Source organism: Paraburkholderia sp. Cpub6, from assembly GCF_014201065.1.
Classification (GTDB): domain Bacteria; phylum Pseudomonadota; class Gammaproteobacteria; order Burkholderiales; family Burkholderiaceae; genus Paraburkholderia; species Paraburkholderia tuberum.
In genome coordinates this window covers 1-5,025 of record NZ_JACHDM010000072.1, presented here as the reverse complement: position 1 = coordinate 5,025, position 5,025 = coordinate 1, and the positions used below count along the sequence as shown (strand labels likewise).

Sequence of the window (5,025 nt, the reverse complement as noted above, 5' to 3'; positions counted from 1 at the left end):
TTACTCGCCCGCCTTGCTGCAGCTTTGCCATGCTTGGGTCGGCGTCGTCAGCGACCGGCCATCTGCGCATAGTTGCGACCTGCGCATAGGGGTCGGCTACAGCCAATTGCGTCCGGCGAAACGCTACAAGTCTGGCGCGACTGGAGGTAAGTCTTAATTTCGGCGTGCACGGTTGCACTGACTCTGGCGCCCTACGCCTGCATCGATTTCTCAGCCGGGGAGGTGATGAAATTGTTTGGTATCGCACGGCCAACCCATAGCGCATCACCACTGTCGTTCACTGAACGTCAGCAAAGTCGACATGCTGTCGATGGATGCGCCCAGCGTATGACAGATCCACTCGTAATGTGTTGAAAAACTCCCTTTCCTGCGCAACCGGACCGGCACCCGAAAAGTCGGCCTCTCAGATCGCCCTATGCGCCGCTCGAGAGCATCGGTGAAGGTTGAGAGGACACGCGCGTGACGATCGTCGCGCTTGGTCGGCGGGCAAGTCTCATCCGCTTCCAGCCGAACGTCGGCACTCAAGAACCTGCAGGTCTTCAAAGTTGTGCTATCTTGAATCATTGCCTCTGTCACTGCTGTCGGGGAGAAGGATATGAGCTTCAAAACAGCAATAGAACTAACCAAAAAATATTATGGCAACTATCCAGGTCCCACAGAAGAAACCTACGCACTAGCCGAAAAAGTTGCGGATTTTTTCAAAGAAAACGCGATCTCAGCGGCGGGCGTGATTGCCGTTGCGATCGGCTCGGATAAGTATCATTATCTCGGGCTATCCCCCGCCTTGCAAAAGGCTGTCATGACGCAGATGATTGACGAAGCTGGCGGGTCGGCGTTGAACGGGCACTTTCGACTTGGTAGAGGCCTCGAGGCGTACACTGGCGTGAAATTCGATCTTTCTCGAAAAGTGTCCACTGATATCGTCGGGAAAGCGAGCTTCAATAAAGGCTGCGCCGAGAAGAAGATTGTCTCGAACATGTATTTGAGAAAGGTCACTCTCAAAGAGATAAGCGTCATTCCCTTTCCGGAAACGATTTTCGCCGAAAGCATACCGGCCCATATTGTGGTCGCGAGTGCGGACGGGGCGTATATTGCGCCATGCGCCACCTGTCTTCAGATTTACCCCGGATAAGAAGTGATCAGTGGCAATTCGAAGGGCCGCTCCAGGACCAATATGCCTTTTGCATGGTCGTTGGTGGTGTTGTGCGGAGTCGTCGGGCTCATGAGGCAGAACCCGGCCATCATCAGCCTTTCGTCCGTGCGTGAGAAGAGACATACGAAGGTCGGCTTCATATCCGACAACGGCCCGTTGCGCTCGAGAGGCTACCGCTGCATCGCGAGTCTAATCGAACATCTCGGCTAAAGATCGAGCACCAGTACCTTGCTTCTCGCGCGCGATACGCAGGCCGTCAGGAATTCGGCAGCGATACGTGTGCAACCCATCCGGCCTGCTAGACTGGAAGTTCCCCTGCAAGCCATGGAGGGAGACATGACGACCGGCTACGTTGTGAAGACTGGCGAGAACTTCCTCTGCACCGCAGAGGACGGCGATATCGGCATGGCACCGGAGATTAAGGAAGCCACGTCCTTCTCTCGTATGAGGATGCGAACAAAGTCGCGAACGAGCACGCCGACCCCGGATACGAAATCGTGGCCGTCAACATCACGAGACGCTGATGAGGAGTCCGCTCCCAGGCGCTCAGTGAACGAGGGCTAGCAATTCAGGAGGCGCCATGCGATATGGTGCCCCGGCCCGCTGCGTCCAAAATCACCTGAGAATGGGCTGCACTGTGCATCAAGATTCGCACGACGCGGTCGATGCGCACATTGAACGTTAGCATGGACCGCAATCCCGTTTTCCACGAACGCTCAAGAGTTCGGAGTGTCGCCGCGCACCATGACGCCGGCAAACGGATTGATGATCACGTAGTGCTGGCCGACGAGCCACGCAAAGAGCGCGCGCAGCACGGCGAGCGCATACGCGGCGAGCGGACCGTCTGGCCGCGTGCGAACGCCCGCTATTCGGCGGAATCGCGCGGCTGTGGCCGGCCCGGCCGGCGCGGCCGTCGCAGCAACGCCCGGTACGCGATCGCATCGTCGGTCGTGAGCGAGAGAGCGGGACGATTGTAGAAACTGCGTCGCGGGCCCCGAACGCTAGACGCCGAAGTGCCAGCAAACTATCTTGAAGGCGTTCTGGGCGGCTTACCGCAACGGGAACATTGGTTTTTTCCAGAAGGATGAACTGCATCAAGCTGTTTCTGTGCGGTGACGTGATGTTGGGACGCGGTATCGATCAGATACTGCCGCATCCGAACCTGCCCCATCTCTTCGAACCCCATATGCGTTCGGCGAGAGGCTATGTGCGCCTCGCTGAAGCGAAAACCGGCTCGTTACCGGAGTGTGTCACGTTCAGCTACGTGTGGGGCGATGCGCTGCTCGAACTGGAGCGCATGAGTCCTGCCACGCGCATCATCAACCTCGAGACGGCCGTCACATCCAGCGAGGACGCATGGCCCGGAAAGGGCATCCACTACCGCATGCATCCCGCCAACGCGCCCGTCTTGAGCGCCGCGAAAATTGACTGCTGCGCGCTCGCGAATAATCATGTGCTCGATTGGGGCTTTCGCGGGTTGACGGAAACTCTGAATGCCTTGCGTTCAGCCGGCATTCATACGGCTGGCGCGGGGCAGGACGACGTCGAGGCCGCCGCGCCTGCCTTGATCGAACTGGCGGGCGGCGGCAGAGTGATGATCTTCGCCTTTGCCACGGAATGCAGCGGCGTGGGCGCGGACTGGGCCGCCGGTTGGGGCCGAGCCGGCGTGAACCGGCTCCCTGATCTTTCGGCTGACACCGTATGCACGATCGCGGCGCAGGTGCGAGCGGTCAGGCAGGCAGCCGACATTGTCATCGTCTCGATCCATTGGGGCGAGAACTTCGATTTCGACATACCTGCTTCGCAGCGATACTTCGCGCACGAACTCATCGATTCGGCGGGCGTGGATCTCGTACACGGCCATTCGTCGCATCACGTGAAGGGCATCGAGCTGTATCGAGGCAAACTCGTCCTGTACGGCGCCGGGGACTTCATCAACGACTATGAAGGTATCGGCGGTCAGGTAGCGTTTCGCAGCGACCTTGCGCTGATGTATTTTCCAACGCTCGACCTTGAAACGGGCACGCTGACCGAACTGTCGATGACGCCGACGCAGACACGCCACTTCCAGATCAACCGGGCGCCTGAAGAAGGCATTCGATGGTTACACGAAACGCTGAATCGGGAGAGTCAGCCATTGGGCGCCACTGTGGAGCGCCGCGCTAACGACACGCTCGTGCTGCGTTCGGGCGCTTAGGCGCCGAGATAACGCTTGAACCACTGCACCGCGTACCGTGAAACGGCTTCCAGTGTGCCGGGTTCTTCGAACAGGTGGGTGGCGCCGGGGACGATCACAAGATCCTTCGGACATTCGAGCAGAGCGAAGGCCTCCCGGTTGACTTCGATGACATTGACGTCGAGCCCGCCTACCACGAGCAACGTAGGCGCCTGCGCCGCGGCGAGGACGTCGCGTCCGGCGAGATCGGGCCTGCCGCCTCGCGAAACGATCGCCTCAACCGGGACCGACGACACGTGCGCCGCGCGGATCGCCGCAGCCGCGCCCGTGCTCGCGCCGAAGTAGCCGAAAGAGAGGCGTGTCGTCTGCTTCGCCGCGATCCAGGCCGTTGCTTGCGCGAGACGCATCGCCAGCAGCTTGATGTCGAAGCGGGCAGCGGGACCGGTGTCTTCCTGCTCGGAGAGCAAGTCCATCAGCAGCGTTCCGATCTTGGCCCGATTGAGTTCGGTGGCCACGTACTGGTTACGAGGGCTGAATCGTGAACTGCCGCTGCCGTGCGCGAGTAGAACCAGTGATTGAGCGTCCTGTGGCAGCGCGAGTGTGCCCATCAGGGAGGCGTCCTCCACCGGAATGGTGACTTCCTGCAATTGGAGCCTAGGTTCCATGACATCCTCAAACCGGGTGGGGCATTTCCGACCCGATACGCGACGCGCTGGCCGTCGGCGGGCGCGCTGTTGCTGAGCAAGACACTAGATTGCCCGGCAGGCTTCCGCGCATCTCCGGCACGCATCGCTGCATGTTCCGCAGTGCTCGGGTACGTGCCGCGCACATTCATCGGCGCACTCGTCACAGATCCGTGCGCAGAGTTCGCAAAACTCGGGTGCGAAATGGCTTTGTCGAGCCAAGGCCGCAGATGTGAGGCGGCATAGCGAAGCGCAATCGGCGTTGAGGCGAATACATTTGGCCATGTTAACCCGGCCCGGTTCATCGAGGCAGGCGGATGCGCAGCGATCGCAGGCAGCGGCACAAGCATCGCAGGCTTCAATAGACGGCTGATAGATTTCGGGGTTCATCGACGAAGCTCCAGCTTGAATAGAGTTGTTCGGCGTCCGCCGCGTGCTCTCCTCGAAGGCAAGGCGCAACGTGTTGCGATAACTTCAGGGCCGACCAGCGCGGCTCTCATAGCAGCGTAGTCGCTCGTGTCGGTGCCGTAAAGCGAAGCTACGAGCCGGATTCCTCGCGAATAGCTTCGTTAAACGTTTCGAGTTTGATTCGCTGTACCGGTTCGCCGCGGTTCCGGAAGAGATTCTTCGAGACAAGGTGAAAACTGAGGCACTAATCTCCCAGGTCGACGCTTTCCGCGATGGCCGCTCGGTGATCGACATTCGTCTCAACCGAAGCGGTCCCAGTGCGGCCAACTTTCCTTGGACCAACGGCGATAGCAAATGAGTGCAACCACCGCAACGGTTGCCGCCTGCTCCAGTGGAGCGGTGGCCGTTCTATCCTGGCGGATTCAACCGGTGGATGCAACACACTGAAGACTGCGCAAGCAGTGGGAGTGTTGCAGATGAAACCGCGACGCCGGATTTACTACAGCGAGGAGCAGAAAGCGCTGATGTGGGAACGTTGGCGGAAGGGAGAGTCTCTCCAGAAGATCGCCCAGCTTTTTGACCGGAACCACTCGTCTGTACAGGGG

General features: G+C 59.5%; 4 protein-coding genes and 3 pseudogenes. 4 read left to right on the top strand and 3 right to left on the bottom strand.

Features of this window, described 5'->3' with window-relative positions; all coding sequences use genetic code 11:
* Positions 1-595: 595 nt before the first annotated feature.
* Positions 596-1,132 carry a hypothetical protein gene (locus tag HDG33_RS36600; RefSeq protein ID WP_184041163.1) on the top strand — a complete coding sequence of 179 codons (537 nt, stop codon included), beginning with the start codon at positions 596-598 and terminating at the stop codon, positions 1,130-1,132.
* 357 nt (positions 1,133-1,489) lie between these two features.
* Positions 1,490-1,677, top strand: a pseudogene (locus HDG33_RS37955) (hypothetical protein).
* A 210-nt stretch (positions 1,678-1,887) separates the two neighbouring features.
* On the opposite strand, the pseudogene HDG33_RS37950 reads toward HDG33_RS37955, so the two are convergent.
* Positions 1,888-2,123: pseudogene (locus HDG33_RS37950) on the bottom strand (integrase); the annotation flags it as partial.
* Positions 2,124-2,237: 114 nt separating this feature from the next.
* On the opposite strand from HDG33_RS37950, the gene HDG33_RS36590 reads away from it, so the two are divergent.
* Complete coding sequence (locus HDG33_RS36590; protein WP_184041159.1) at positions 2,238-3,350, top strand: CapA family protein; 1,113 nt, start codon at positions 2,238-2,240, stop codon at positions 3,348-3,350.
* Here HDG33_RS36590 and HDG33_RS36585 read toward each other — a convergent pair.
* Both HDG33_RS36585 and HDG33_RS36580 read right to left on the bottom strand, forming a co-directional pair.
* The gene (locus HDG33_RS36585) at positions 3,347-3,994 is read right to left on the bottom strand and encodes a dienelactone hydrolase family protein (RefSeq protein ID WP_184041157.1); all 648 of its coding nucleotides are present in this window, start codon (positions 3,992-3,994) and stop codon (positions 3,347-3,349) included. The genes HDG33_RS36590 and HDG33_RS36585 overlap by 4 nt on opposite strands.
* Positions 3,995-4,078: 84 nt before the next feature.
* Positions 4,079-4,297 carry a four-helix bundle copper-binding protein gene (locus HDG33_RS36580; protein ID WP_409259127.1) on the bottom strand — a complete coding sequence of 73 codons (219 nt, stop codon included), beginning with the start codon at positions 4,295-4,297 and terminating at the stop codon, positions 4,079-4,081.
* Positions 4,298-4,896: 599 nt separating this feature from the next.
* Here HDG33_RS36580 and HDG33_RS36575 point away from each other — a divergent pair.
* A pseudogene (locus tag HDG33_RS36575) lies at positions 4,897-5,025 on the top strand (IS30 family transposase); the annotation flags it as partial.

Coding starts and splice junctions, on each gene's coding strand:
- HDG33_RS36600 (WP_184041163.1), top strand. CDS start 596: ATGAGCTTCAAAACAGCAATAGAACTAACCAAAAAATATTATGGCAAC.
- HDG33_RS36590 (WP_184041159.1), top strand. CDS start 2,238: ATGAACTGCATCAAGCTGTTTCTGTGCGGTGACGTGATGTTGGGACGC.
- HDG33_RS36585 (WP_184041157.1), bottom strand. CDS start 3,994: ATGGAACCTAGGCTCCAATTGCAGGAAGTCACCATTCCGGTGGAGGAC.
- HDG33_RS36580 (WP_409259127.1), bottom strand. CDS start 4,297: ATGGCCAAATGTATTCGCCTCAACGCCGATTGCGCTTCGCTATGCCGC.